The organism is Paraburkholderia agricolaris (assembly GCF_009455635.1).
In the GTDB taxonomy this organism is placed as follows: Bacteria; Pseudomonadota; Gammaproteobacteria; order Burkholderiales; family Burkholderiaceae; genus Paraburkholderia; species Paraburkholderia agricolaris.
The window spans coordinates 1177059-1202327 of the sequence record NZ_QPER01000001.1 but is presented as its reverse complement, the minus strand read 5'-3'; the positions used below and the strand labels follow the sequence as shown (position 1 = coordinate 1202327).

General features: G+C 63.4%; 22 protein-coding genes. 14 read left to right on the top strand and 8 right to left on the bottom strand.

Annotation, left to right across the window (positions count from 1 at the left end; genetic code table 11):
• Positions 1-42: 42 nt before the first annotated feature.
• Both GH665_RS05470 and GH665_RS38675 read right to left on the bottom strand, forming a co-directional pair.
• Complete coding sequence (locus tag GH665_RS05470; protein WP_028200184.1) at positions 43-507, bottom strand: CBS domain-containing protein; 465 nt, start codon at positions 505-507, stop codon at positions 43-45.
• A gap of 91 nt (positions 508-598) precedes the next feature.
• Positions 599-769 carry a hypothetical protein gene (locus tag GH665_RS38675; protein ID WP_167530883.1) on the bottom strand — a complete coding sequence of 57 codons (171 nt, stop codon included), beginning with the start codon at positions 767-769 and terminating at the stop codon, positions 599-601.
• On the opposite strand from GH665_RS38675, the gene GH665_RS05465 reads away from it, so the two are divergent.
• The 3 genes from GH665_RS05465 (at position 747) to GH665_RS05455 (ending at position 3527) form a co-directional block, all read left to right on the top strand.
• The gene (locus GH665_RS05465; RefSeq protein WP_246216147.1) at positions 747-2177 is read left to right on the top strand and encodes an O-acetylhomoserine aminocarboxypropyltransferase; all 1431 of its coding nucleotides are present in this window, start codon (positions 747-749) and stop codon (positions 2175-2177) included. The two genes, GH665_RS38675 and GH665_RS05465, sit on opposite strands and share 23 nt — an antisense overlap.
• Positions 2174-3007, top strand: a complete 834-nt coding sequence (locus tag GH665_RS05460; protein ID WP_153134978.1) for an alpha/beta fold hydrolase — start codon at positions 2174-2176, stop codon at positions 3005-3007. The genes GH665_RS05465 and GH665_RS05460 overlap by 4 nt, the downstream gene beginning before the upstream one ends.
• Before the next feature lie 199 nt (positions 3008-3206).
• Positions 3207-3527, top strand: a complete 321-nt coding sequence (locus GH665_RS05455; RefSeq protein WP_028200181.1) for an Mpo1-like protein — start codon at positions 3207-3209, stop codon at positions 3525-3527.
• A 59-nt stretch (positions 3528-3586) separates the two neighbouring features.
• On the opposite strand, the gene GH665_RS05450 is transcribed toward GH665_RS05455, so the two are convergent.
• Entirely contained in the window at positions 3587-4900 is a 1314-nt protein-coding gene (locus GH665_RS05450) for a YihY family inner membrane protein (protein ID WP_174771701.1), read from the bottom strand.
• 128 nt (positions 4901-5028) lie between these two features.
• Here GH665_RS05450 and wrbA point away from each other — a divergent pair, with 128 nt between their 5' ends.
• The 5 genes from wrbA (at position 5029) to GH665_RS05425 (ending at position 9397) form a co-directional block, all read left to right on the top strand.
• Entirely contained in the window at positions 5029-5631 is a 603-nt protein-coding gene (wrbA, locus tag GH665_RS05445; protein ID WP_153134977.1) for an NAD(P)H:quinone oxidoreductase, read from the top strand.
• 128 nt (positions 5632-5759) lie between these two features.
• Positions 5760-6185 (top strand): DUF2069 domain-containing protein, encoded by a 426-nt coding sequence (locus GH665_RS05440; protein ID WP_246216271.1) that lies wholly within the window; start codon positions 5760-5762, stop codon positions 6183-6185.
• A gap of 72 nt (positions 6186-6257) precedes the next feature.
• Positions 6258-7676, top strand: a complete 1419-nt coding sequence (locus GH665_RS05435; protein ID WP_153134976.1) for an FAD-binding oxidoreductase — start codon at positions 6258-6260, stop codon at positions 7674-7676.
• Positions 7677-7726: 50 nt separating this feature from the next.
• A complete protein-coding gene (locus tag GH665_RS05430) occupies positions 7727-8533 on the top strand; it encodes a metallophosphoesterase (RefSeq protein ID WP_153134975.1) in 807 nt (268 codons plus the stop codon).
• A 144-nt stretch (positions 8534-8677) separates the two neighbouring features.
• Positions 8678-9397: an SOS response-associated peptidase gene (locus GH665_RS05425; protein ID WP_153134974.1), complete on the top strand. Its 720-nt coding sequence runs from the start codon at positions 8678-8680 to the stop codon at positions 9395-9397.
• Positions 9398-9433: 36 nt separating this feature from the next.
• Here GH665_RS05425 and GH665_RS38670 read toward each other — a convergent pair whose 3' ends face one another.
• Both GH665_RS38670 and GH665_RS05420 read right to left on the bottom strand, forming a co-directional pair.
• The gene (locus GH665_RS38670; RefSeq protein ID WP_167346788.1) at positions 9434-9592 is read right to left on the bottom strand and encodes a hypothetical protein; all 159 of its coding nucleotides are present in this window, start codon (positions 9590-9592) and stop codon (positions 9434-9436) included.
• A 217-nt stretch (positions 9593-9809) separates the two neighbouring features.
• On the bottom strand, positions 9810-10748 hold the full coding sequence (locus GH665_RS05420; RefSeq protein ID WP_153134973.1) for a LysR family transcriptional regulator: 939 nt from the start codon (positions 10746-10748) through the stop codon (positions 9810-9812).
• 239 nt (positions 10749-10987) lie between these two features.
• Here GH665_RS05420 and GH665_RS05415 point away from each other — a divergent pair, with 239 nt between their 5' ends.
• From GH665_RS05415 to GH665_RS05400, 4 genes are read left to right on the top strand one after another with little or no spacing between them, the layout of a single operon-like run.
• Entirely contained in the window at positions 10988-12640 is a 1653-nt protein-coding gene (locus GH665_RS05415; protein WP_153134972.1) for an efflux transporter outer membrane subunit, read from the top strand.
• An 11-nt stretch (positions 12641-12651) separates the two neighbouring features.
• The gene (locus tag GH665_RS05410) at positions 12652-14862 is read left to right on the top strand and encodes an FUSC family protein (RefSeq protein WP_153134971.1); all 2211 of its coding nucleotides are present in this window, start codon (positions 12652-12654) and stop codon (positions 14860-14862) included.
• A complete protein-coding gene (locus GH665_RS05405; RefSeq protein WP_063496755.1) occupies positions 14852-15052 on the top strand; it encodes a DUF1656 domain-containing protein in 201 nt (66 codons plus the stop codon). The genes GH665_RS05410 and GH665_RS05405 overlap by 11 nt, the downstream gene beginning before the upstream one ends.
• A 13-nt stretch (positions 15053-15065) precedes the next feature.
• Entirely contained in the window at positions 15066-15926 is an 861-nt protein-coding gene (locus GH665_RS05400; RefSeq protein ID WP_028200170.1) for an efflux RND transporter periplasmic adaptor subunit, read from the top strand.
• 329 nt (positions 15927-16255) lie between these two features.
• Here GH665_RS05400 and GH665_RS05395 read toward each other — a convergent pair whose 3' ends face one another.
• Positions 16256-17929: a methyl-accepting chemotaxis protein gene (locus GH665_RS05395; RefSeq protein ID WP_153134970.1), complete on the bottom strand. Its 1674-nt coding sequence runs from the start codon at positions 17927-17929 to the stop codon at positions 16256-16258.
• 547 nt (positions 17930-18476) lie between these two features.
• Between GH665_RS05395 and GH665_RS05390 the strand changes: the two genes are divergently transcribed.
• Together GH665_RS05390 and GH665_RS05385 are read left to right on the top strand one after the other, a co-directional pair.
• A complete protein-coding gene (locus tag GH665_RS05390) occupies positions 18477-19742 on the top strand; it encodes an MFS transporter (RefSeq protein ID WP_153134969.1) in 1266 nt (421 codons plus the stop codon).
• Between the two features lie 199 nt (positions 19743-19941).
• A complete protein-coding gene (locus tag GH665_RS05385) occupies positions 19942-21846 on the top strand; it encodes a propionate--CoA ligase (RefSeq protein WP_153134968.1) in 1905 nt (634 codons plus the stop codon).
• Between the two features lie 105 nt (positions 21847-21951).
• Here GH665_RS05385 and GH665_RS05380 read toward each other — a convergent pair whose 3' ends face one another.
• Both GH665_RS05380 and GH665_RS05375 read right to left on the bottom strand, forming a co-directional pair.
• Positions 21952-22758 carry a 5'-methylthioadenosine/adenosylhomocysteine nucleosidase gene (locus GH665_RS05380; RefSeq protein ID WP_153134967.1) on the bottom strand — a complete coding sequence of 269 codons (807 nt, stop codon included), beginning with the start codon at positions 22756-22758 and terminating at the stop codon, positions 21952-21954.
• On the bottom strand, positions 22755-25106 hold the full coding sequence (locus GH665_RS05375; RefSeq protein WP_153134966.1) for a UvrD-helicase domain-containing protein: 2352 nt from the start codon (positions 25104-25106) through the stop codon (positions 22755-22757). The genes GH665_RS05380 and GH665_RS05375 overlap by 4 nt, the downstream gene beginning before the upstream one ends.
• Positions 25107-25269: the final 163 nt, after the last annotated feature.

Below are 25269 nucleotides of genomic sequence, written 5' to 3'. Positions count from 1 at the left end.
GCTAACGGCGCGAGCGCCGCAGTGAGCCAACGCGCGTTTTAATTAGCGCGGCGCCGATTGCTGTTCCTGCTGTTCTTCCGGCCAGTCGCGAATGTAGGCCTTAAGCATGCGATTTTCGAAGCCTTGCTCTTCGACCACTGCCTTCGCGACGTCGTAAAACGAGATCACGCCCATCAGCGTGCGACTTTCCAGCACCGGCAAATAGCGCACGTGATGCTCGAGCATCATGCGACGCACCTCGTTGACGTCCGTTTCGGGCGTGCACGTGAGCGGATGGTCGTCCATCAACTTGCGGATCGTGGAGGTGCCGAGGCTGCCGTGATGCTTGCTCAAGGTCAGAATAACTTCACGAAACGTCAGCATGCCGACGAGGTCGCCGTACTCCATCACGACCAGCGAGCCGATATCGTGCTCGGCCATGGTATTGACTGCGTCGTGCAGCGTGGTATCCGGCGTAACCGTGAAAAGGGTGTTGCCTTTGACTTTAAGAATGTCGCTGACTCGCATGGTCTGTCTCCGTGATGCCCGCTAAGCTGATAATGCCTGATTGACTTTCGATCCTAGCGGAAAGGCCCATAAAAGGAAAGCGGCCCGCCCATCAAGGCGCAGCGGGCATTTGCAGCTTCTGTGCGGTGCCGTCCGAAGCGCGCGCATCGGGAAAACCGCGCTTGAAGCGATTCACGCCGGTGATAGGATGGCCGCCACTTTCACCTTTCGCGAGGCCGCCCGTGGCCTCGCCGCCCAGGATGTCCGCCAACCGTTTCGACACGCTTGCGCTGCACGCCGGCGCAGCGCCCGACCCAGCCACCGGCGCGCGCGCCACGCCGATTTACCAGACTACCTCGTTTTCGTTCCGCGACTCGGACCACGCCGCGGCGCTCTTCAATATGGAGCGCGCCGGCCACGTCTATTCGCGCATCTCGAATCCGACCGTGGCCGTGTTCGAGGAGCGCGTTGCCGCGCTGGAAAACGGCGCGGGCGCGATCGGCACGGCCAGCGGCCAGGCCGCGCTGCATCTGGCGATCGCCACGCTGATGGGCGCCGGCGCCCATATCGTCGCGTCCAGCGCGCTGTACGGCGGCTCGCACAACCTGCTGCACTACACGTTGCGGCGCTTCGGCATCGAGACGACCTTCGTCAAACCGGGCGACCTCGACGCATGGCGCGCCGCGCTGCGCCCGAATACACGCCTGCTGTTCGGCGAGACGCTCGGCAACCCGGGACTCGACGTGCTCGATATTGCCGCGGTGGCCCAACTCGCCCATGAGCACCGCGTGCCGCTGCTGGTCGATTCGACCTTTACCACGCCGTATCTGCTCAAGCCGTTCGAGCATGGCGCCGACTTCGTCTATCACTCGGCGACCAAATTCCTCGGCGGCCACGGCACGACGATCGGCGGCGTACTGGTGGACGGCGGCATTTTCGACTTCAACGCGTCCGGACGTTTCCCCGAATTTACCGAACCGTACGAGGGCTTTCACGGCATGGTGTTCGCCGAGGAAAGCACCGTCGCGCCGTTCCTCCTGCGCGCGCGCCGCGAGGGCTTGCGCGACTTCGGCGCCTGCCTGCATCCGCAGGCCGCGTGGCAACTGCTGCAAGGCATCGAGACGCTGCCGCTACGCATGGAGCGGCATGTCGCGAACACGCGCAAGGTAGTCGAATTCCTGTGCGCCCACCCTGCCGTCGAAGCCGTAGCCTACCCGGAACTGCCGTCGCATCCGGACCATGCGCTCGCGAAGCGTTTGCTGCCACGGGGTGCGGGCGCGGTATTCAGCTTCAATCTGCGCGGCGATCGCGCCGCAGGACGCAGCTTCATCGAAGCGCTTTCGCTGTTCTCGCATCTCGCGAACGTCGGCGACGCGCGCTCACTGGTCATCCACCCCGCATCGACAACGCATTTCCGCATGGACGCTGCCGCGCTCGCCGCAGCCGGCATCGCCGAAGGCACGATCCGTCTATCGATCGGTCTTGAAGACCCCGACGATCTGATCGATGACCTCAAGCGGGCGCTGAAGGCCGCACAGAAAGCGGGCGGCCCGAGCGCGACTGCGAGCGGACAATCCACTCCGTCCAGTACTGCAAAAAACAGTTCCGCCGGTTCATCCGTTGCTTCGGCTCAAGGCAAGCCATCGGCCCCGCCCGCCAATGCGGCCACCCCCCGCCCGGAGTCCGCATGATCCTCACCGTTCAAGGCAAGCCCGCCTACGTGTACACCGGCGGCAAACCATTCGACTCGAGCCTGCCGACCGCGGTCTTCATTCACGGCGCCGAGCATGACCATAGCGTGTGGGCATTGCAAACACGTTACTTCGCGCACCATGGCTTCGGCGTACTGGCGGTCGATCTGCCCGGCCACTGTCGCAGCGCCGGCCCGGCGCTCACCACCGTGACAGCCATGGCCGACTGGCTGGCCGCCCTGCTCGACGCCGCCGGCGTACAGCGCGCATTCGTGGCCGGTCACAGCATGGGCTCACTGATCGCCCTCGACTTTGCCGGCCGCTACGCGGCGCGCGCCACGCATCTCGCGCTACTCGCCACCGCCGTGCCGATGGCCGTCTCGGACGCCCTGCTCGAGGCCGCGCTGCATCGCGAGCCCGATGCAATCGGCATGGTCAATCAATGGTCGCATTCCACGCTCGCCGCCAAGCCGTCGTGTCCCGGCCCGGGCTTCTGGCTGCACGGCATGAATCAACGGCTGATGGAGCGGGTCTCGGCAAACGGCGAGCCGCAGTTGTTCCACACCGACTTCACCGCCTGCAACAGCTATGCGGACGGTCTCGCACGCGCCACTGAAGTACGCTGCCCGGCGCGACTGATCGTGGGCCGGCGCGATGCGATGACGCCGCCGCGCGCGGCCAAAGCGCTCGCCGACGCGCTCGCCCGAGCCGGCGTACCGGTCGACACCGTCACGCTCGAAGCCGGCCACGCATTGATGACCGAGCAGCCCGATGCCACGCTCGACGCGCTGTTCAGCTTCGCCTCAAAGGCCGCCAGCGCCGTTCAGTAGCTGCTGCGAGTCGTCACGATAACCGCACAGGCAAGCGCGCACCATCGGCCGGATGGCCAGGTTGCGCGCGTGGCCCGATAGCCGCACAATGGGTCAAGCCTGTCCAGTTTCGAGCGCGCTCCGGGCATTCCGGCGCCCGGCGAAGTAACTTGGGAGCGACGGGCAAGGAATCGAGTAGCGTCGACATTCGGAGGCCGTAATGGCTCAAACCGCGCACACCGATCACTTCGCGAGTTTTGCGGAGTTCTATCCGTACTATCTGAGCGAGCATCGCAATACGGTATCGCGGCGGCTGCATTTCGTGGGATCGCTCGGCGTAATCGGCTGCCTCGCCATGGCGCTCGCCACCGGTAACTGGCTATGGCTGCCGGCTGCCGTTATCTGCGGATATGGCTTTGCCTGGGTCGGGCATTTCTTCTTTGAGAAAAACCGGCCGGCTACCTTCCGGCATCCGCTTTATAGCCTGATGGGCGACTGGGTGATGTTCAAGGACATCTGTGTGGGGAAGATTTCGCTGTAGGTGGGATCAGGCGGCGATCAGGCAGCAATCAGGTTGCGCTCACATCAGGCACATCCTGCTCAAGCAGCCTGATGCGGCATTGAAGACGTGCCCTGTTCGTCTTCCTGAGCGCGCGCCGCCCGCGCAGCAGCACGCGCCGCCAGCAGCGTAGCGAGCGTCACCTTCAGTTTGTCGTTTTCCAGCGCTGTCAGAAGCATCTGGCCATCCACCCGCGTGGAGTTCAGTTCAAGCTGATATTCGAGCTCCGCGTGATCGATCACAAACAGATCGAACAAACGCTCAACCGTAATCTGTGCCGGATTTGCCAGCAACAGGAAATGCGGACGCGTACCGTCCTCCTGCAGGCGCACAATCCACTCGATCTCCTCGAGCTTTTGCAGCAGATTGACCGTGGTATCCATCTCGCGGCGAAGCATTCGAGAAAGTTCCTGCAGCGTGTAGCCACGCTTACCTGCCTCGCGCGCTTCCGAGAGCCGCGCGAGAAGTTCAAGCGAATCGAACAGATCGCTACCCTCGAACGTCGGCCGGTGAAACTGCCCTATGCGAATCGCAGGTAACGCCGATGCGATCATTGCGCCGGCCAGCGCAATGAACCAGCATAGATACATCCACAACAGGAAGAGCGGCACGGCGGCAAATGCACCGTACACCGCGGTATAGGTGGGAATCCGGCGTACGTAGTAGCCAAAGCCGCGCTTGGCGAGTTCGAAGGCGATCGCCGCAGCGACCCCGCCGATCACCGCGTCGCGCCATTCGACCCGGCAATTCGGCAGAAACACGTAAAGCATCGTGAAGGCGAGTGCCGTCAATGGCAGCACGGCGCCGGTCAGCGCCCAGTCGATCACCGGCGGAATATGCTGGGCGGCCGTGAACGCCATGGAGCGCGTGAACAGATAGGACGACATCGACAGGCTCACGCCGATCAGAACCGGACCGAGCGTGATGATCGCCCAGTAGACCAGAATGCGCTGCGCGATCGGCCGCGCCTTGCGCACCCGCCAGATCACGTTGAAAGCGGATTCCACCGTCATCATCGTCATGACGGCGGTGACGAACAGAAAAATCATGCCGATGGTCGTCAGCCCTTTCGCCTTCGACGCGAACTGGTTCAGGTAATTGAAAATCTGACTGTTGAGCTGCGCGGGCATCAGATGGTCGGCAAGGAAAATCTGCAGCGACATCTGAAACGAGCTGAAAATCGGAAACGCAGTGAACAGCGCGAACGCGACCGTGGCGAGTGGCACGAGCGCGAGCATGGTGGTGAACGTGAGGCTGCCGGCCACCTGCGGAATGCGGTCTTCGCTGCTGCGCTTCGCGGCAAACTGCGCGAGCCGTTTGAGCTTGTCGAGATCGAAACGCACCCTGGACAACACACCCACCTTCTTACCTCCCTGCTTTATCAAACAGTGTTTCAGGACCCTGCGCGAAGCCTGGCCGAATGGCTATGGATGGCCTCTACAGCGGACCCAGCCCCTATAATACCTGTTCACCGATGAGGCCTATGAAAGACATTCTCGTGCTCTATTACAGCCGTCACGGCGCCACGCGCGAGCTTGCGCTGGCGATCGCGCACGGCGTCGACAGCGTCCCCGGCATGCAGGCGCGCGTGCGCACCGTACCGGCGGTTTCCACCGTTTGCGAAGCGACCCAGCCGGATATTCCCGCTGAAGGCCCACCCTACGTCGATCTGCGCGATCTCGAAGAATGCGCGGGCCTGGCGCTCGGTTCGCCCACCCGCTTCGGCAACATGGCGGCGTCGCTGAAATACTTTCTCGACGGCACCACGCCGCAGTGGCTTTCCGGTGCGCTGTCCGGCAAACCGGCCTGCGTGTTTACCTCCACCGGCAGCCTGCACGGCGGCCAGGAGTCGACGTTGTTGTCCATGATGCTGCCGCTTTTGCATCACGGCATGCTGATCGTCGGTATTCCGTACACCGAGAGCACGCTCTCCACCACGCAAACCGGCGGCACACCCTACGGCGCGTCGCATTTCGCGCGCGCGGGCACGGCCGAACAAGGCATCTCCGCCGACGAGAAAACGCTTGCGATTGCCCTCGGCGCGCGCGTTGCCCGGACGGCGGCGTCCATGAGCGAACGGCCGTGAGCGGGCCGACTACGCCAAAGGCCTCGAACGATTCGCATGCCGGGATGCGCGTGAGCGGCCGCAACGCGCAACACGCCGGCTCGGCTCCCGCGGATTCAGCAACGAACGCTCCCTTGCACGCAACCACCATGCCTGTGCAGCAAAACCGCGCCGCCGCTTTCGGCGCCACCGCCAGCCTGCTCACGCTGATCGCGCTGTCCGTCGCGTGGGAATGGTGGCTTGCGCCGCTGCGTCCGGGCGGCTCGGCGCTGGTGCTCAAAGCCGTGCCGCTGCTGCTCGCCCTGCCCGGCGTGTGGCGGCACCGGCTTTACACGCTGCAATGGGCATCGATGCTGATCCTGCTGTACTTTGCGGAGGGCATCGTGCGCGGCTGGAGCGACCCCGGTCTGAGCGCCCGCCTCGGCTGGCTCGAAGCCGCCCTCGCCGTCGTTTTCTTCATCTGCACGCTCGCCTATGTCGCGCCGTTCAAGCGCGCGGCAAAACGGGCGGCGCGGCAAGCCGCAACCGGGAACGCCAGACTGAACACCGGGCAGGCCGAGGAAAGCTCGCAATGAGAATCGTGCTTCCCACGCCGCTTGCCAGATAGCCTATCCGTCAAGCTCCGCCGAATTTCCTGACCGACCAATATGACCCAAGCCGCTTTCCTCACCGCTTGCCGCGACGCCATCGGCACCGCCCAGGTGCTGACCGACCCGCATGACACCGCCCCCTACCTCACCGACTGGCGCCGCCGCTACACCGGCACAGCCTGCGCGGTGCTCTGCCCGGCCGCGCCTGACGAGGTTGCAGCGCTCGTCAAACTCGCCGTCGAGCATCGGGTCGCGCTGGTGCCGCAAGGCGGCAACACCGGTCTGGCCGGCGGCGCCACGCCGGATGCGAGCGGCGCGCAGGCCGTGATCAGTCTGCGGCGTCTGAACCGGGTGCGCGACATCGATCCGCACAACAACACGATCACCGTCGAAGCCGGCGTCATCCTTGCCGAAGTGCAAAAGCACGCGGAAGAAGCCGGCCGCCTGTTCCCCCTGAGCCTCGCCGCCGAAGGCAGTTGCACGATCGGCGGCAATCTTGCCACCAATGCGGGCGGCACCGGCGTGCTGCGCTACGGCAACACGCGCGAGCTGTGCCTCGGCCTCGAAGTGGTCACGCCGCAAGGCGAACTCTGGGACGGCCTGCGTGGTTTGCGCAAGGACAACACCGGCTACGATCTGCGCGATCTGTTCATCGGCGCGGAAGGTACGCTCGGCATCATCACCGCTGCCGTGCTCAAGCTGCATCCGCAGCCGGCCGCGCGTGTCACGGCGCTTGCCGCGCTCGCGTCGCCGCACGCGGCGCTCGACTTCCTGGCGCTCACGCAACGCGTCGCCGGGCCGCTGCTGACCGGCTTCGAACTGATGTCGGATTTCTGTCTGCGGCTGGTGGGACGGCACTTCGAACAGATGCGCTATCCGTTCGCCGAATCGCACGCGCAGGTCGTGCTGCTGGAACTGTCGGACAGCGAAAGCGAGGCGCACGCGCGCGACCTGTTCGAGCGTCTGATGGAAACCGCGCTCGAACAAGGTCTGGTCGAAGACGCGGTGGTCGCTGAGAACCTCACGCAATCGCGGGCATTCTGGAATCTGCGCGAACACATCCCGCTCGCACAGGCTGAGGAAGGTCTGAACATCAAGCACGATATTGCAGTGCCGATTTCGCGCATCGGCCACTTCATCGAGGAAACCGATGCAGCGATCGCGCAAGCCGTGCCGGGCGTGCGAATGGTCACGTTCGGCCATCTCGGCGACGGCAATCTGCACTACAACGTGCAGGCGCCCGAAGGCGTCGACGCGAAGGCATTTCTCAAGACCTGGCAAAGCCCGATCAATCAGATTGTCTACGACAGCGTGCACCGGCATCGTGGCAGCATTAGCGCGGAACACGGCCTCGGTCAGTTGAAAATCGACGAGGCGATGCACTACAAACAGGATGTCGAGGTGCAAATGATGCGCGCGCTCAAACACGCGCTCGACCCACTGAACCTGATGAACCCGGGCAAGGTGCTACGCTAGAGTTCGCAGCCTTCGCCATTGGCGCGGGGCCCATTGCAGGAGTCGTCGTCGTGAAGATTCGAGTGCTGTCCGATCTGCATCTGGAATACGATGAGCCCGAGCTGATCCCGCATGCGCAGGCGGATCTGATCGTGCTGGCCGGCGACATCCATAATCATGCAGCGGGCCCGCGCTGGGCCGCGCAAACCTTCGACGGCGCCGTGCCGGTGGTCTACGTGCCCGGCAATCATGAGTATTACGACGGCGAATTCGGCGCGCTCGAAGCCGCCCTCTACGATGCAGCCGCGCAAGTCGACAACGTGCATGTGCTGAACAATGCCGCGCTGGTCGACCCGCAAGGCCGCTGGCGCGTGCTCGGCACCACCTTGTGGACCGACTTCGCGTTATACGGCGCGGATCCTGACACGCTCGCTGGCTGCATCGACGCATCGCGCCGGGTGATGCTCGACTTCCGCGGCCTGATCCAGATGAACTGGCCGCACGACACCCACGACTCGCCGCGCGACTTCACTCCTGACGATTCCCTCGCGTTGCACCGGAAAGCGCGCGCGTGGCTCGAAAGCGAACTGGCGCGACCATTCGATGGCAAGACGATCGTCGTCACGCATCACGCACCGTACCGCTTGAGTCTGGCCGAGCGCTACGCGGAAGATCACGTATCGGCCGGGTTCGTCAATCATTTGCCGGAGCTGGTGCGCGCGCCTGTAGCCCTGTGGATTCATGGGCATACGCATACGCCGTTCGATTACACCGTGAACGGTACGCGCGTGGTGTGCAATCCACGCGGCTACCTGGACCGGCGCACCGGTCAGTTGGAGAATCCGCAATTCACGTGGGACAAGGTCGTCGAGATATAGCGGCGGCTTGGGGCCGATCTGGGTAGCGCGGCTGAGCGCCACGCACTACGCTGGGGTTGTTGTCGGATGCGGGTCGGGTTTGGGTCGGGGTTGGGTTGGAATCGGTCAAACCCGCCGGACCGGCGATCTCCGGAGGTGTCGCTCATGTGTGGTCGAATCAGCCAGTACCGCGATCCGCATCTGTACACACAGCAGCTTGGTCTCGCCGACCCGCTGATGCTGTTCGACGCCGCCGATCGCCGCCCCGGCTACAACCTCGCGCCGGGCACTCATCCGCTCGCGATTTACGCAGACCAAACGCTGCGTGCGATCCACTGGGGTTATTGCCCGGACTGGGCGCGCGCGCAACATCTGCCGCAGACGATCAACGCGCGCGCCGAAACCGCGCCGCACACGCGCTACTTCAAAGATTTGTGGAAAACCGGACGGGTATTGGTGCCGGCGGACGGCTGGTTCGAGTGGCGCATGGAAGCGGCGCCAGGCACATCAAACGGGGATAACACGGGGGAAGCCGGGGCAACGGTCCGCCAGCCCTATTTTGTGCATCTGAAAAGCGATGCACCGATGTACCTCGCGGCCCTATCGAGCGTACGCGGCACAGAACCGCAAACAGAGGGCATGGGATTGGTGATCGTGACGGCCACCGCCGACGCGGGTCTCGTCGACGTACACGGTCAACGCCCGCTTGCGTTCGCGCCGGAAGCGGCGCGCCGCTGGCTGGACCCGGCACTGCAATTCGACGAACTCGAACAACTCGTACACGGTGCCTGTCTACCCGCCGCGCGATTTCGCTGGCACCGCGTGAGCCTCGAGGTGGACCGCACGCTCAACGACGAACCGGGTCTGATCGAAGCGCTAGTTTGAACGTACGGAACGCGGATCGAAACAGACTGGCAAGCCTCAACGATCGCGCCGTTGCCCCTGCGAATCAGGACGTTCGACCTTGACCGGCACCAGTTGCGGCTGCTGGTCGCGCAGGCGGCGCAGCAGATCGCGCGACGCGGCGATTCCAATCAGTCCCAGCATGACGGCCACGCCGATCATCAGATGCGTATCCATGAATTCCTCGTCCTAATCGTTGCGGTTGTTGCAGTTTGCCGAACAGCGGCTAATTGAACGCGTCCGGCAGAATGCGGCAGCGCGTGAAACCACACGTTAGCAAATCGACCGCGACGCAGAAGTAAGAAAATGTTGCGACGCGGCACTTATGTAACAGGCTATCACGCCCCTTTGCGTGGCATCGTCAATCATGGTCAACCGCCCGCGCGGCGCGGCTTCAACCCCGCGCGAACTGGCGCAACTCTTCCTGATCGACGGCCAGCGTGGCTGGCAATTCGTCGCGCAGAAATTCGACCCAGGTGCGAATTTTCGCGTCCAGATACTGCCGCGACGGATACAACGCATACAGATTCATTTCCTGCGACGTGTATTCCGGCAACAGCCACACGAGTTCGCCGCTACGCAAGCCGCTGATCGCCGAATAGATCGGAATCAGTCCGATTCCCATGCCGTTGCACGCCGCTACCGCCATCGCTTCGGCGACATTTACCTGGAAGGTGGCCGGACCCAGAGCGACCGTTTCCTCGCCATTCGGGCCGTCGAAGGTCCATTTGTCGGCGGGAAACACCGGCGTGACCATCTGCAGGCAGGTGTGCTGCGCGAGGTCCGCGGGCGTTTGGGGCACGCCGTGCCGCTGCAGATAAGCCGGCGACGCGCACACGATACTGAACGCACTGCCTAGCCGCTGCGACACCAGCCCCGAATCCGGCAGGCCGGTTGCCAGTGTCAGCGACACGTCGAAACCTTCGTCCAGCAGATCGGGCATACGCTGCGCGAGCGTCAGTTCGATATGTACGTCCGGATAGCGCTCCTGATAGCGGCCCACCGCCGGCACCACATAATGCTGGCCGAAGCTCGTCATCGCATGCACCTTGAGCTTGCCGGACGGACGCGCGTGGGCGTCGCTGGCCTCCGCTTCCGCCTGATCCACGTACGCGAGAATCTGCTCGCAGCGCTGCAAATAGCGCTCACCCGCCTCGGTCAACGCGATGCGGCGCGTAGTGCGGTTCAACAGGCGCGTGCGCAAATGCGCTTCCAGATCGGAAACCGCGCGCGACGCGTACGCCGTGGTCGTGTTCAGGTGCTGCGCGGCACCCGTGAAGCTGCCCGCTTCGACGACACGGACAAATACGCGCATGTTTTGAAGCGTATCCATACTTTTCCTTGTCGATCCGGAGTTGGCGCTTTAGCTGTCGGCCACGCAAAGCGCTTACCCCGGTCCCATACAACATAGTCGCAACATAATTGCGAATGATCGGCAGCGATTGTTACATGATTCGCAAAGGCGATTGTCTCATATTCCGTAAAAATGCCTTGCATCTTTACCGGTTATTCCCCAATCAATCAAAAAATATAATGGCGCACATGCTTCTATAGCCAATTTTGGAGGAAATCGTGCAGTCTCCGGTACAGAAAGGGATCGCCGCAGCCGCGGTTCTTACGATCCTATTAACAATCGCCGGCTGTGCAAGTACCGGAGGCATCGCACCGCAAGATCGCGGAATCGAGCCGTCCTCGCTCGACGCTGGCAACGCTATCCGGGCGGCCAACGCGGACGCTCAATGGCCCGCCGCCGACTGGTGGCGCGCCTATAACGATCCGCAACTCAACGAGTGGGTCGAAGCCGCGCAGGCGGGCAATCCGAGCCTCGCTGTCGCCCAGGCGCGCGTGCGCGAAGCAGTATCGATGGCAGGCGTCGCCCGTTCGGCGCTCTCACCGCAAGTCAACGGCAGTCTGTCGATCCAGCGTCAGAAATGGGCCGACAACCTCTACTACGGCCCGGGCCCGCTCGCGGGCGAGCAGTCGTGGAACAACACCGGCACGCTGGGTCTGTCGTACAACCTCGATATCTGGGGCAAGGACAAGAACGCCGCCGAGCGCGCACTCGACGCCGCCCACGCAAGCGCAGCGGACTTCCGCGCCGCCCAGCTCGAACTCGAAGGCAACGTGGTGCGCACCTACATCGAGCTGTCGATGAACTACGCGCTGCTCGATATCGCCAAGTCCACGCTGCAGCAACAGCAGCAGATCGTCGACCTGGCGAACCGGCGTCTGAAAGGCGGCATCGGCACGCAGCTCGAAGTGAGCCAGGCGCAAACGCCGATGCCGGAATACGAACGCCAGATCGACGCGATCGAGGAAAAGATCGCGCTCGGCCGCAATCAACTGGCGGCACTGGCCGGCAAAGGTCCGGGCGCCGGCGACACGATCCAGCGTCCGACGCTCGCGCTCGACAACGCCCCCGCCGCCCTGCCGAGTGCCCTGCCCGCGGATCTGATCGGCCATCGGCCGGACGTGGTCGCGGCGCGCTGGACGGTCGCGGCGCAAGCGCGCGGCATCGACGTCGCCAAGGCCAGTTTTTATCCGGACATCAACCTGCTGGCGTCGATCGGCGGTTATGCGGCCATGGGGCCGCTGTTCCAGTTCCTGAAAGACCCCTCGCATAGCTGGAGCGCGGGCCCGGCGCTGTCGCTGCCGATCTTCGACGGTGGCCGGCTGCGCTCGCAACTTGGTGCGGCGTCGGCGGGGTACGACGAGGCGGTCGATCGCTACAACCAGTCGATCGTCGGCGCGCTGAAGGACATCTCCGATCAGGTGATCCGGATCCGTTCACTCGCCACCCAGGCCGAGGACGCCGACCGTTCGGTCGCGGCGGCTCGCAAGAACTACCATCTGTCGCGCGAAGGTTATCGGCGCGGTTTGACCGACTATCTGAATGTGCTGGTTGCGCAGAGTCAGTTGCTGCGCGCGCAGGAAGGGGTCGCGAAGATTCAGGCTGAGCGGCTCGCGGCGCACGCGTCGCTGGTCACGGCTCTCGGCGGCGGACTCGACGAACCCGCCAACGGACCGCAGGCCAACGAGACGTTGCCGGCGCATGGCCAGGGCAAAGGCAAAGGCCAGCCAGCGGCTGTGGCGCCTGCGGCTGCGTCGGGCGCATCGGCGCAAACGGCCTCGGCTGAGCGTGCCGGTGCCACCGCGCCGGCGCCAGCCCAGGGCGGCAGCACGCACGCACAGGGGCCGTCCACCAACGCGCCCGCGGCTGAGTAAGGAAGCCGGCCATGTCAGCCCCCCCCTCTCCCGCCTCACGCCCGGCGTCGTTTGCCGCGCTCTACTCGGCTGCCGCCGACTGGGCGCGCACCGATGGCCTCACCTGGGTCTATCTGTTCAAAGCGCTCGCCGCCTGCTTTCTGGCGCTCGGTATCGCGATGAAACTCGACCTGCCGCAGCCGCGCACCGCCATGACCACCGTGTTCATCGTGATGCAGCCGCAAAGCGGGATGGTGTTCGCCAAGAGCTTCTACCGGATCTGCGGCACGCTCGTCGGCCTCGTCGTGATGCTCGCATTGATCGGCCTGTTCGCACAGCAGCCCGAACTGTTCATCGTCACGACCGCGATCTGGGTCGGCATCTGCACCGCCGGCGCGGCGCGCAACCGTAACTTCAAGTCGTATGGTTTCGTGCTGGCGGGCTACACCGCCGCGCTGATCGGCATTCCGGCTTCACAGCATCCGGACGGCGCGTTTCTCAGCGCGCTCACGCGGGTGGCCGAAGTGGTGGTTGGCATCCTCTGCGCGGGCGCGGTTAGCGGCCTCGTGTTTCCGCAATTCACCGGCTTGCAGATGCGCGGCACGGTGCGCGCGCGTTTCTCGGCGTTCGTCGAGTATGTGTCGACCTCGTTGGCCGGCCGCAACGACCGCGCGCAGATCGAAGCGACCAACGCGGGCTTTGTCGCGGACATCGTCGGTTTCGAAGCGGCGCGCAGTGTCGCCGTGTTCGAAGGCCCCGATTCGCGGATGCGCGGCGGCCGTCTGGCGCGCCTGAACAGCGAATTCATGACCGCCTCGACGCGCTTTCACGCGCTGCATCAACTGATGAACCGGCTGCGCGATACGAATACGAGCGGCGCAACCATCGCAGTCGAAGCGCTGGAGCCGTACTTCAAGGAAATTGCCCCGTTGCTGGCGAAATCCGGCGAACCGGTGTTGAGCGCCGCCGACGCGGCCCACGCCGCCACGCAACTCGACGCGTACAAAGCAGCGCTGCCCAAGCGGGTACGCGAGACCCGCGCCGCGCTGGAAACGCAGCCGGACGCGCCGCTGCTCGACTTCGACACCGGTGCCGAACTGCTGTACCGCTTCATCGACGATCTGCACGCGTACGCGGCCACCTACGCCTCGCTTGCGGTCGACACGCACGAACGCGAGCGCTGGATCGAGCGTTACGAACCGAAGACCAACGCGATCGCCGCGAGCGTTGCCGGCTTGCGCGCGACCATCGTCATGATCGTGCTCGGCGCATTCTGGATCGCGACCGCGTGGCCGAGCGGCTCGACCTTGACGCTGGATGCCGCGGCGGTATGCGCGCTGGCGTCGTCGTCGCCGAATCCGAAGCGCACGGCGTTCCAGATGGCCGGCGGCACGCTGGTCGCATCGGTAATGGGCATGATCGCGGTGTACGGCGTGTATCCGCACATCGACGGTTTCCCGCTGCTGTGCGCGGCGCTCACGCCATTCCTGCTGCTCGGCGTATTCATGACGACGCGCCCGGCGCTGGCCGGTTACGGCGTCGGCTATTGCATCTTCTTCTGCTTCCTGGCCGGCCCCGACAACCTGATTCATTACGACCCGAGCGGCACCATCAACGACGCGATCGCGCTGGTGCTGTCGATGCTGGTCTGCGCGGTTGCCTTTGCGGTGATGCTGCCGCCTTCGACGCCGTGGCTGCGCAACCGTCTGCTGGTGGACCTGCGCCGTCAGGTCACGCTGGCGAGCCGTGCGGGCATGCGGCGGGTGCGTTCGCGCTTCGAGAGCGGCGCACGCGATCTGATGTTCCAGATCAACGCGCTCGCGCAGAACGAACCCGAACTCAAACGCGACACCTTGCGCTGGCTCTTTTCGGTACTCGAAGTGGGCAACGCGATGATCGATCTGCGCCGCGAAGTGGCGGCGCTGCCCGCCGACGCGCGCTACGCCAGGTCGATGCCGTGGCGCGTCAGCTTGCGTGCGATGCGCGATGCGCTGACCGCGCTGTTCGAACGGCCACGCGCGGACCGCTTCGACCGCGCGCTGTCCGCAACCGTCGACGCTATCGGCGCGGTTCAACTGATGCTGGCGACCTTCACGCCGCCGCGTGAAGAGCGGCATCAGTTGCAACGCATTCTGAGTCAACTGCATTTCATTCGTACCGCGCTGCTCGATCCGCAATCGCCGCTTGAACCGCTGGTGAACGGACGTGCCGACGCGTCAGAAGGAGTTCGTCATGCCACGTGATATCGCCGTATTCGACGCGTACGTGCCGGCCATCGTGCTGCTGTTCATCGCGGGCGCCGCGCTTACCTGGGTGTTGGACCGCGTGATTGCCTATACGGGCCTGTATCGCGTGGTGTGGCATCCGTCCTTGTTCCGGGCCAGCTTGCTCGTGTGTGTGTGCGGCGTGCTGGGTCTCGCCGTTTATCGTTGATCAGAGTCGAAACATGACCATCCGAAATATTGTTGGCTTCGTCGCGACAGCCATTATTTTTATCGTCGCGATTTTGATTGGGCGCGTGTTGTGGGTTCATTACATGGATGAACCGTGGACTCGCGATGGGCGCGTGCGCGCTGAGATTGTGAATGTGGCGCCTGATGTGTCTGGCGCGGTTGTTGATTTGCCTGTTAAGGATAACCAACTGGTCAAGAAAGGCGATCTGTTGATGCAGATCGATCCTTCGCACTATCAGATTGCTGTTGAGCAGGCGCAAGCTGCCGTTGCTGCGCGTAAGGCTGAGTTGCAGATGAAGCGCGATGATGCGCAGCGGCGGGCGGATATGGATGCTTTGGTTGTGTCCAAAGAGAGTCGCGAGAATGCTACGCACACTGCTTCTGCTGCTGAGGCTTCCTATCAGCAGGCTTTGGCCGCGCTCGATGCCGCGAAGTTGAATCTCGAGCGGACTCGGGTGGTGTCGCCGGTTGATGGGTATGTCACTAATCTGAACGTCTTTCGCGGTGACTATGCCACGGCTGGGGCCGCCAAACTGGCGATCGTCGATAGTCACTCGTTCTGGGTTTATGGGTACTTTGAGGAAACCAAGCTGCCTCATGTTCGCATCGGCGATAAGGCTGAAGTTCGGCTTATGAGTGGGGGGACGCTGCAAGGACATGTCGAGAGCATCTCTCGAGGAATCTATGATCGCGATAATCCGGAAAGCCGGGAGCTGCTCGCTGATGTGAATCCGACTTTTAACTGGGTTCGGTTGGCGCAGCGCGTGCCCGTGCGGGTGAGGATTGATTCTGTGCCCGATGGGGTTGTGCTTGCTGCTGGTATTACCTGTACTGTGGTTGTTAAGCCTAGCTGAGGTGCCCTTTTTTTGCCTGGGTGGCGCTTGTTTTGCGCTGGGCTTGAAGGGTGTTGGCCTTTCCTTGTTTTCTTAGTGGTCTATTAGTGTTGCCCCTGTGCGGGGCGGCACCTACTTTTCTTTGCCGGCCGCAAAGAAAAGTAGGCAAAAGAAAGCGGCTCAAACCGCTAATTCTTAAGCGGGTCCCCCGCGCAGCCACGGTAGTGGTGCATCTGGAATCTGTCGCCTCGTACATTCCGCCTCAGTGACAAGGCAGTCATACTTCCGGCGGCGCTGCGCGCGCCGATGCGGTAGTTCGGTCCTGGGTTTTTGGTTGCGGCTTCGTCGGTTTATAACCTGAATTTTCCAACCATCTGCTTCAGGCCGCGGGCCTGGTCATCCAATGATCGGGCAGCCGCCGTCGCCTGCTCCACCAGCGCAGCGTTCTGCTGCGTGCCGGAATCCATCTGCGTTACCGCCAGATTGATCTCCTCAATCCCCGCGCTTTGCTCGGACGACGCCGCCGAAATCTCGCCCATGATGTCCGTCACGCGCTTCACCGCCTTCACCACTTCGTCCATCGTCTGACCAGCATCTTCCGCCAACGTCGAGCCATTGCTCACCCGCTCCACCGACGTACTGATCAACCCCTTGATCTCCTTCGCGGCAGCCGCGCTGCGCTGCGCGAGATTGCGCACTTCGGCCGCGACTACCGAGAATCCGCGGCCTTCTTCGCCAGCTCGGGCAGCTTCTACCGCGGCGTTCAACGCAAGGATGTTCGTCTGGAATGCAATTCCCTCGATTACGCCAATGATGTCGCCAATGCTGCGCGCGCTGTCGTTGATCTCGTTCATCGTCGCCACCACGCGGCTTACTACGGCACCACCCTTCTCCGCAATCTCCGACGCGTTGTTGGCCAAGGTGCTCGCCTGCTTCGCGTTGTCGGCGTTCTGTCTGACCGTCGAGGTCAACTGCTCCATGCTGCTCGCCGTCCGCTCGAGCGCCATCGCCTGCTGTTCCGTACGCTGCGACAAGTCGAGATTGCCCATCGAGATTTCGCCCGACGCCGTCGCAATCGCGTCGGCACTCGACGCGATGTCGGAAACCGTCGTCGCAAGGCCGCTTTGCATGTCGTGCAGCGCGTATAGCATGCTCGACTTGTCCTTGCGGCCCAGCACGATCTGATTCGATAAGTCGCCCGCAGCAATCCGGCTCGCAATTTCCTTGGCGTAGGCAGGCTCGCCGCCGAGCTGGCCGGCAAGCCGGCGCACCACCCATTCGCTAATGCCGAACGCCAGGGCAATCAGGCCGACCGTCATCACGGCGATCATCACGAACGACGAATGGAAGATAAAACCCGATGCCTCGATCGTCGCCTTGGCAGCCGTGCCGCGCTCTGCAACGAGTTCGTCGACGAGTTTTTCGAGCTTGCCGGTCTCGACCAGCAGCGATACGTCCTGCGTGCCGACCTGCCAGTTCATCTGCGAAAGATCGAGCGGTTGCGCCTTCACAAGCTTCACGAAATCGCGCAAGTGGCCACTCCACACTGCAACGGCCGCGGCAAATTTCTTCTGCTGATCGACCGCCTTCGCATCGGAAGTGTCGACGTACTGTTGCAGCGTGCCGAGTTCCGTGCCGAGACCGCTCAGGCCCTTGTCGATGTCGGCGCCGAGGTCGTCACGCTCCTTGGCCGTGGTCGCCGTGAGAAGCATCTTCTGTGCGCGGCTCGCACGCAGCATGTGGCCGCGCGCCTCTTCGGCAGCGCGGCTTGCCACGTGGCCCTGGTCGTAGATCGATTGCGCGGAAGCGTTCAGGCGGCTGATCTGGGTCAGCGAAAATACACCGATCGCGAGGGTGCCGATCAGCAGCACGGCAAATGCAAGCCGCAGCGTCGCCTTCACCGACAAACCCTTGAGCCGCACGGCACGCGAACGGCCGCCCTGCCCGCGCGACGGCTTGCCCGCCGCCTCCCCGTCCGGTACGAACCCCGCGCCCGTCTGGCCACCCAGCGAAACTGCTTTCATATTCCTCGTCCCCGCGTATCGACTGCCGGAAAGGTCGGTTCCGGCATTAATGCTTATCTCTCCGGGTCTACGGCATAAACGTCCGCGATCTTTAACGCCGCTCGTGCCATGCCAATCGTCATGCCCGGTCCTCGACGCGCCGCTTTGTAAGCTTCGCGCCCGCGACCGTTTATACATGGCCAAAAATCGCGAAACCGCATTTATCAGAGGGCTTGCCAATCACGCGTGGCAATGGCAACACACTCGCCGAAAGCACCGCTGCGGTGCACCAGACGACCGATTTCCAGGCAGCCATCGCACCCGTGCTAACCATAAGTGTCCGATTCGCGACAAAACTTGTCCTTACATTTATTCGAAGCCACATTAAACTTCGACAAATAGCTGACAAAGCCGGATATCGCGTCGAAATGCCGCACCGCTCGCTTCCCCGTCTATCAGGCAAGCGAACCGGAAGAACGGCCACGCATCGGAAGCCCGAACGCGGAAGCCCGAACGCCGGCAGCCCGAAATCATGACCTTTCACCCTTTCTTCTCTCTCATCTAGCGTATGGAAACGAGCCTCGATAAAAGCGCCCTCGCCGGCGCCTCAGCGTCTCCCGCCAGTGCTGCCAACCCCGCCGCCGCGCAGCCGGCCGCCAAAGTCCAGCGCACGGTCTATTCCGTTCTGGGCGCGATCAGCTTTTCGCATCTGCTCAACGACATGATCCAGTCGTTGATTCTGGCGATCTACCCGATGCTGAAAGACAACTTCTCGCTGTCGTTCGGGCAGATCGGGTTGATTACGCTGACCTATCAGATCACCGCGTCGCTGCTGCAACCGCTGGTCGGCAGCTATACCGACAAGCATCCGAAGCCGTATTCGCTGCCTGTCGGCATGGGCTTCACGCTCGCCGGCCTGCTGCTGATGTCGGTCGCGCCGAGTTTCGGCGTGCTGCTGGTGGCGGCGGCGCTGGTCGGTTGCGGCTCGTCGGTGTTCCATCCGGAATCGTCGCGCGTGGCACGTCTGGCGTCGGGCGGCAAGCACGGCCTCGCGCAATCGCTGTTCCAGGTAGGCGGCAATGCGGGTTCGTCGCTCGGGCCGTTGCTCGCCGCGTTGATCGTGATCCCGCACGGCCAGCGCAGCATCGCGTGGTTTTCGGTAGCGGCACTGGTTGCGATCGTCGTGCTCACGCAGATCGGCCGCTGGTACAAGCAGCATCCGGCAGTGAAGAAGACGCGTAGCCAGGCCGGTCACGCGACCCTATCGCGCAACCAGGTCATGTTCGCGATGGCCGTGCTGATGCTGCTGGTGTTCTCGAAGTACTTCTACCTCGCCAGCATCAACAGTTATTTCACGTTCTATCTGATCGACAAATTCCATCTGCCGGTACAGGCCGCGCAGGTCCACCTGTTCGTGTTCCTCGCAGCGGTCGCGGCGGGCACGGTGATCGGCGGTCCGATCGGCGACCGGATCGGCCGCAAGTACGTGATCTGGGTGTCGATTCTCGGCGTTGCGCCGTTCACGCTGCTGCTGCCCTACGCCAACCTGTTCTGGACAGGCGTGCTGACGGTGATCATCGGTATCGTGCTGGCCTCGGCGTTCTCGGCGATCCTCGTCTATGCGCAGGAGCTGATCCCCGGCAAGGTGGGGATGGTCGCCGGCCTCTTCTTCGGTTTCGCGTTCGGCATGGGCGGCGTCGGCGCCGCCGTGCTCGGGCAGTTGGCCGACGCGACCAGCATCACTTATGTGTATAAGGTCTGCTCGTTCCTGCCGCTGATCGGCATGCTGACGGTGTTCCTGCCGGATGTCGAAGGCAAGCGCGCGAAAGCGTGATGGCTTTGACTGTCCGGAAGGGACAAGAAAAAAGGCGCTGCGGCGCCTTTTTTCTTGTCCCCGCTCATGGTGAACCCGCGTTGTCCGCACCGCCACGCCTGCACTATCCTTGTGCGGATAGTCGTGCCGCCCTCTCGCCGCGCCCAGGCGCCGTACGACTCGCCATCCGTTCACTCACGCAGCAGAAGGATCGCCGCCGATGACTACCTACCGCGACTTCCACCGTCGTTCGATCGAACAACCCGAAGCGTTCTGGCGTGAGCAGGCGCAGCGGATTCATTGGCAAACCCCGTTCGATACCGTGCTCGATCACTCGAATCCGCCGTTCGCGCGCTGGTTCGTCGGCGGCCGCACGAACCTGTGCCACAACGCGGTGGATCGGCATCTGGCTGAACGGGCGCAGCAAAACGCGCTGGTGTACGTGTCGACGGAAACCGGTATCGAGCGGCGTTATACCTACGCCGAGCTGCACGCCGAAATCAACCGCATGGCCGCGGTGATGCGCTCGTTGGGCGTGAAGCGCGGCGACGTCGTGCTGCTCTATTTGCCAATGATCCCCGAAGCGCTGTTCGCGATGCTCGCATGCGCGCGGCTCGGTGCGATTCACTCGGTGGTGTTCGGCGGCTTCGCGGCCCCCAACCTGGCGGCTCGCATCGACGACGCGAAACCTGTGCTGATCGTCACCGCCGACGCCGGTGCGCGTGGCGGCAAGGTGATCGACTACACGCCTCTGGTGGACGAAGCGCTCGCGCGCGCGGCCCACAAGACTCCGCACGTATTGTTGATCGATCGCCAGCTCGCGCCGGAGCGCCTGAACGCAAGCTACCTCGTCGCCTACGAGCCGCTGCGCGAACAGTTCTTCAATGCGCATGTGCCGTGCGAATGGCTCGAATCGAACGAGCCGTCGTATGTGCTGTACACCTCGGGCACCACGGGCAAGCCGAAGGGCGTGCAGCGCGACGTCGGCGGCTATGCGGTGGCGCTGGCGGCGTCAATGGAACACATCTTTCAGGGCAAGCCCGGCGACACGATGTTCACCGCATCGGACGTGGGCTGGGTGGTCGGCCACAGCTACATCGTCTATGCGCCGCTGATCGCGGGGCTCACTACCGTGATGTACGAAGGCACGCCGATTCGCCCGGATGGCGGTATCTGGTGGCGCCTCGTCGAACAGCACAAAATCAATCTGATGTTCACCGCGCCGACCGCGTTGCGCGTGCTGAAAAAGCAGGACCCGGCGCTGCTGAAAAAATCCGACCTGTCGAGCCTGCGCACGCTGTTCCTCGCCGGCGAACCGCTCGACGAACCGACCGCCAGCTGGATCGCCGGCGCGCTCGGCAAGCCCGTGATCGACAACTACTGGCAAACCGAAACCGGCTGGCCGATGCTAGCGATTCCGCGCGGCGTCGAAGCCTTGCCCACCAAATTCGGCTCGCCGGGCGTACCGTCGGCAGGCTTCGATCTGACCTTGCGCAACGAACTGACGGGCGAGCCCTGCCCGCCCGGCGAAAAAGGCGTGCTCGCGCTGGGCTACCCGCTGCCGCCGGGCTGCATGTCCACGGTATGGGGCGACGACAAGCGCTTTATCAGCACGTACTGGTCGAGCGTGCCGAACCAGCAGGTCTACTCGACCTTCGACTGGGGTATTCAGGACGAAGACGGCTACGTCACGATTCTCGGCCGCACGGACGACGTGATCAATGTCGCCGGCCATCGGCTCGGCACGCGCGAGATCGAGGAAGCGTTGTCGAGCCACGCGGCGGTCGCGGAAGTGGCGGTGGTCGGCGTGAACGATGCGCTGAAAGGTCAGGCGGCGATGGCCTTCGTCGTGCTGCGCGACGCGCAAGCTTATGCGGACGACAAAGCGCGGACGAAGCTGGAAGCCGAACTCACCGCAACCGTCGATCGCCATCTCGGCGCGATTGCACGGCCGGCGCGTGTGGTGGTGGTGTCGATGCTGCCGAAGACGCGCTCCGGCAAATTGCTACGCCGTGCGATTGCGGCGCTGGCGGAAGGACGCGAGCCGGGCGATCTGCCGACGATCGAGGATCCGTCGGCTTTGCAGCAGGTGCGCGAGGCTCTCGGAGACTCAACGAAACACTAGGCCGTTCGTGCCGTGAACCAGCGACGCACTCGTGCGCCGCTGGTTCGATTGACTACTATGAGGCACAGGCAGATCGACACGCTGCGCGCCCAGGCGGCGAGCACCTCACGCCACCCCGCGCGCTTCCAGAAACCGCTTCAGAATCGCGTTCGAGTACGTCCCGGCGATCTCGGTGAGAAACGACACGAACGATTGCGGCGCATGATCGTCGGCGGTGTCGGAGATGGTGCGCACCACCGCACACGGCACGCCGTATTCGTAGCAGACCTGCGCGATCGCCGCGCCCTCCATCTCGACCGCGAGCGCATCCGGCAGCGCGTCGCGCAAAGCTTTGACGCCCGTCGCACTCGCGACGAATTGATCGCCGCTGATAATCAAGCCGCGGTGCACACGCGGTTCGTGTGTGCCGAAACGCGCAGCCGACGCGGCACCTTCTTCGACGACAAAGCGCTCGCATGCCGCAGCCAGTTGATCGGCAAGCGCTGCATCGGCTGTGAAGCGCGACACGCCGAGCAGCGGCACTTCAAAGCGAGGGAACAACGGCGACGCGTCGAGATCGTGCTGCATCAGCGCATTGGCGACGACAATATCGCCAACCCGCACCTCAGCGCCCACGCCGCCGGCGACACCCGTAAACACCACCGCTTCGACATCGAACGCGTGGATCAACGCGCTGACGGTAGCCGACGCCGCAACCTTGCCGACGCGCGCCAATGTCACGACGCAAGGCGCGCCATGCACCGTACCGAGGTGATAGTCACGCTGGCCGTGCGTGATGGTGCGTACGCCGGATTCGGCGCGCATCGCTTCGATCAGATCGCCGAGTTCCTGCGGCAAGGCCGCCAGAATGCCCAGCGGACGATGCGAGACTGGTGCGCCGCCGCGGCCTGGATCGATGCCACCCGCGCTCATTCGACCGCCTGCAGTTTAGCGACCGCGAGCGCCAGCCACTTCTCGCCGTGCCGCTTGAATTTGACCTGGGCCTTGGCATCCGTGCCGCCGCCTTCCAGCGCGGTAATCGTGCCTTCGCCGAACTTGGTGTGGAATACCTGCTGGCCGACGCGAAAACCCGTTTCAGCCGCACGCTGTTCGTTGGCGAACGCCGGCAACGGCGCCGGCGTAGACGATGAAGCCCCCGTGTAACCCGGCCGCGCGAACCAGTCGCGGCCATAACCGGCGTTGTCCGAACGGCCGCCCCAGCGCGCGCCCGCCTCGACCTTCGGCGTGAGCCACTTGAGGGTTTCCTGCGGCAGTTCGTCGAAGAAGCGCGAACGGATGTTGTAGCGCGTCTGGCCGTGCAGCATCCGGCTCTGCGCAAACGACAGATACAAACGCTCCTTGGCCCGTGTGATCGCCACGTACATCAGACGGCGCTCTTCTTCCAGACCGTCCGACTCCATCGCGCTGTTTTCATGCGGGAACAGACCTTCTTCGAGCCCGGTGATGAACACCGCCGTGAACTCGAGACCCTTGGCCGCATGCACCGTCATCAACTGCACGGCTTCCTGACCGGCTTGCGCCTGGTTGTCGCCCGCTTCCAGCGATGCGTGCGACAGGAAACCGGCGAGCGGCGTCATCGTGTCCGGATTTTGTGCCGGATCGTCGATACTGGGTGCGTCCAGCACGACGGTATTCGGATCGTCGGTGGCGACAGCCAACTCGGGCGCCGCGGTGGCGCCTGGGCGCAGCGGAATCGAGCGCGCCGGCGTATCCATGCCGTAGCCTTCTTCGCTGACGAAAGCAGCGGCCGCATTGACCAGTTCCTGCAAGTTCTCCAGCCGGTCCTGGCCTTCGCGTTCGTTCTGATAGAACTCCGTGAGACCACTCGTGCGGACCACGTATTCGACCGTTTCCGGCAGGCTCATCTGCTGCGTTTCCGCGCGCATCTTGCCGACCAGGTTCGCGAAACTCGCGAGGCTCGACCCTGCCTTACCCGCGACATACGGAATCGCCGCGGCCATCGAGCAGTTGTACAGACGCGCCGCGTCGGCAAGCTGCTCGATCGAGCGCGCGCCGATACCGCGCGTGGGGAAATTGACGACACGGGCAAACGCGGTGTCGTCGTTCGGATTGTCGATCAGGCGCAGATAGGCTAGCGCGTGCTTGACTTCCTGGCGCTCGAAAAAGCGCAGACCGCCGTACACCCGGTACGCGATGCCCGCATTGACCAGCGTGTGTTCGATCGTGCGCGACTGCGCGTTGCTGCGATACAGGATGGCGATTTCGCTGCGCGAGGTGCCGGTGCTGATCAGCGCCTTGATTTCCTCGACGATCCAGCCGGCTTCCTGCGTGTCGGTGGCGGATTCGTAGACACGCACCGGTTCGCCGTGCCCCGCGTCGGTACGCAGATTCTTGCCCAGACGCCGGGAGTTATTGGCGATCAACTGATTGGCCGCGTCGAGGATATGGCCGTGCGAGCGGTAGTTCTGCTCCAGCTTGATCATGTGCCGGACGTTGAACTCGTGTTCGAAGTCGCGCATGTTGCCGACGTTCGCGCCGCGGAACGCGTAGATCGACTGGTCGTCGTCGCCGACGGCGAAGATCGAGTTGGTTTGCCCGGCCAGCAGTTTCAGCCACGCGTATTGCAGCTTGTTGGTGTCCTGGAACTCGTCGACGAGAATGTGCCTGAAGCGTGCCTGATAGTGGGCGCGCAGTGGCGGATTGTGCGCGAGCAGTTCGAAGCAGCGCAGCAGCAGTTCCGGGAAGTCGACCACGCCTTCACGCTGGCATTGCTGGTCGTAGGCTTCGTAGAGCTCGACGAATTTGCGGTTGAAGTTGTCGGTAGCGTCGACGTCTTTCGGCCGCAGGCCTTGTTCTTTGGAATTGTTGATGAAGTACTGGAGATTTTTCGCCGGGTACTTTTCGTCGTCGATGTTCAGGCCCTTCATCAGACGCTTGATCGCGGAGAGCTGGTCTGCGGTATCGAGGATCTGGAAGGTGGACGGCAGGCCCGCGTCGCGATGGTGCGCGCGAAGCATGCGGTTGCACAGGCCGTGGAAGGTGCCGATCCACATGCCGCGCGTGTCGATCGGCAAGAGTGCCGAAAGACGCGACATCATTTCGCGGGCGGCTTTGTTGGTGAAGGTCACCGCGAGGATGGTGGCGGGCGACGCCAGACCGTGCTGGATCAGCCACGCGATCCGCGTGATGAGGACGCGGGTTTTGCCGCTGCCCGCGCCTGCAAGGATCAGCGCTGGCTCGTTGGGGAGCGTGACGGCGGCGTGTTGTTCGGGGTTTAGATTGGCTAGCAGATCGGGCATTTTTTGGGAGGACGGCGAGGGCAATCGGCATTATATGCCCGGGAGGGGATCAGGTTTTTTTGCCTGTTCGGCGGTTTTGTTGTTGATATGGATTTTGGGCGTTGCCGTGGTGGGTTCGTGGTCTGTTTGGGGTTGTTGATCTGGGCTTTTGGCCTTTCCTTGC

Coding starts and splice junctions, on each gene's coding strand:
- GH665_RS05470 (WP_028200184.1), bottom strand. CDS start 507: ATGCGAGTCAGCGACATTCTTAAAGTCAAAGGCAACACCCTTTTCACG.
- GH665_RS05465 (WP_246216147.1), top strand. CDS start 747: ATGTCCGCCAACCGTTTCGACACGCTTGCGCTGCACGCCGGCGCAGCG.
- GH665_RS05460 (WP_153134978.1), top strand. CDS start 2,174: ATGATCCTCACCGTTCAAGGCAAGCCCGCCTACGTGTACACCGGCGGC.
- GH665_RS05455 (WP_028200181.1), top strand. CDS start 3,207: ATGGCTCAAACCGCGCACACCGATCACTTCGCGAGTTTTGCGGAGTTC.
- wrbA (WP_153134977.1), top strand. CDS start 5,029: ATGAAAGACATTCTCGTGCTCTATTACAGCCGTCACGGCGCCACGCGC.
- GH665_RS05440 (WP_246216271.1), top strand. CDS start 5,760: ATGCCTGTGCAGCAAAACCGCGCCGCCGCTTTCGGCGCCACCGCCAGC.
- GH665_RS05435 (WP_153134976.1), top strand. CDS start 6,258: ATGACCCAAGCCGCTTTCCTCACCGCTTGCCGCGACGCCATCGGCACC.
- GH665_RS05425 (WP_153134974.1), top strand. CDS start 8,678: ATGTGTGGTCGAATCAGCCAGTACCGCGATCCGCATCTGTACACACAG.
- GH665_RS38670 (WP_167346788.1), bottom strand. CDS start 9,592: ATGGATACGCATCTGATGATCGGCGTGGCCGTCATGCTGGGACTGATT.
- GH665_RS05420 (WP_153134973.1), bottom strand. CDS start 10,748: ATGGATACGCTTCAAAACATGCGCGTATTTGTCCGTGTCGTCGAAGCG.
- GH665_RS05410 (WP_153134971.1), top strand. CDS start 12,652: ATGTCAGCCCCCCCCTCTCCCGCCTCACGCCCGGCGTCGTTTGCCGCG.
- GH665_RS05405 (WP_063496755.1), top strand. CDS start 14,852: ATGCCACGTGATATCGCCGTATTCGACGCGTACGTGCCGGCCATCGTG.
- GH665_RS05400 (WP_028200170.1), top strand. CDS start 15,066: ATGACCATCCGAAATATTGTTGGCTTCGTCGCGACAGCCATTATTTTT.
- GH665_RS05395 (WP_153134970.1), bottom strand. CDS start 17,929: ATGAAAGCAGTTTCGCTGGGTGGCCAGACGGGCGCGGGGTTCGTACCG.
- GH665_RS05390 (WP_153134969.1), top strand. CDS start 18,477: ATGGAAACGAGCCTCGATAAAAGCGCCCTCGCCGGCGCCTCAGCGTCT.
- GH665_RS05385 (WP_153134968.1), top strand. CDS start 19,942: ATGACTACCTACCGCGACTTCCACCGTCGTTCGATCGAACAACCCGAA.
- GH665_RS05380 (WP_153134967.1), bottom strand. CDS start 22,758: ATGAGCGCGGGTGGCATCGATCCAGGCCGCGGCGGCGCACCAGTCTCG.
- GH665_RS05375 (WP_153134966.1), bottom strand. CDS start 25,106: ATGCCCGATCTGCTAGCCAATCTAAACCCCGAACAACACGCCGCCGTC.